Below are 840 nucleotides of genomic sequence, written 5' to 3'. Positions count from 1 at the left end.
CGGCTCCAGCGTCGGCACCGCGGAGGTCGGCACGCTGCTTGCCGCGATGGACACCACCCAGCTCCCGGCCGGCACCTGGAGCAGCGACCTCGTCGCGTCGTTCTTCCACGGCGAACGGATCACCTACGCCCTGCTCGCAGTCGCCGTCGGGCTGATCGCGGCGGGCGGCGCGCTGAGCCTCACCGACTCCCGCACCGTCGAGGAGTCTGCTGTCGAGGAATCGACTGCCCAGGAACCTGCTGCCCAGGAGCCCGCTGTCGAGGAGCCCGCTGTCCGATGACGGGGTCGACGAGGGCGCTGCGTCCAGGGTGCAGGAGGTGCGGGCAGCCGTGGCGCGGGCCGGCGGGCCGGTGGTGGATGCCGTAGGGCCGCGGTCGCCGTTGATCGCCGGTGACGTCAGGACGGGCGGCGACCCCAGGTGGTGATCATGCCGGGGGGGAGTTCCGCCAGTTCCGGCGAGGTCAGATACCTCAGTGCCTCGTCCACCGTCGACGCGTCCACCAGCCCGCCGGACTCCAGGGCGGGCCGCATCCGCTCCCAGGTGGCCCGCCAGAAGGCGGTCACCGGCGCGTCGGGGGTCAACGGCGGCACGTAGATCTCCGCTCCGACATCGGACAGCCCCAGGGACCGCAGCCGCTGCGGGCTGTCGGTGACCCAGCTGATGTCCGTGCCGATCGTGTCGCTCAGCGCGTGCCACATGGCTGCCATCGTGCGACGGTAGGCCGGGTTCGGGGAGTGGGCGGTGGTCAGATCGACGGCGTCGCTGACGACGAGCCAGCCGCCGGGTGCCACCCAGTTCGCGAGCCGCGCCAGCAGGGCGTCGTGCTCGGGCAGGTGCAT

The 840-nt window shown here is 72.5% G+C and carries 2 pseudogenes; one reads left to right on the top strand and one right to left on the bottom strand.

The features are described from left to right. A pseudogene (locus tag O3X23_RS42890) lies at positions 1-280 on the top strand (hypothetical protein); the annotation flags it as partial. A 116-nt stretch (positions 281-396) separates the two neighbouring features. Here the strand turns inward: O3X23_RS42890 and O3X23_RS42885 are convergent. Continuing rightward, positions 397-840: pseudogene (locus tag O3X23_RS42885) on the bottom strand (SAM-dependent methyltransferase); the annotation flags it as partial.

The sequence above is a fragment of the Streptomyces sp. H39-S7 genome (genome assembly GCF_027158205.1).
In the GTDB taxonomy this organism is placed as follows: domain Bacteria; phylum Actinomycetota; class Actinomycetes; order Streptomycetales; family Streptomycetaceae; genus Actinacidiphila.
This window is presented reverse-complemented; position numbering and strand designations above follow the sequence as displayed.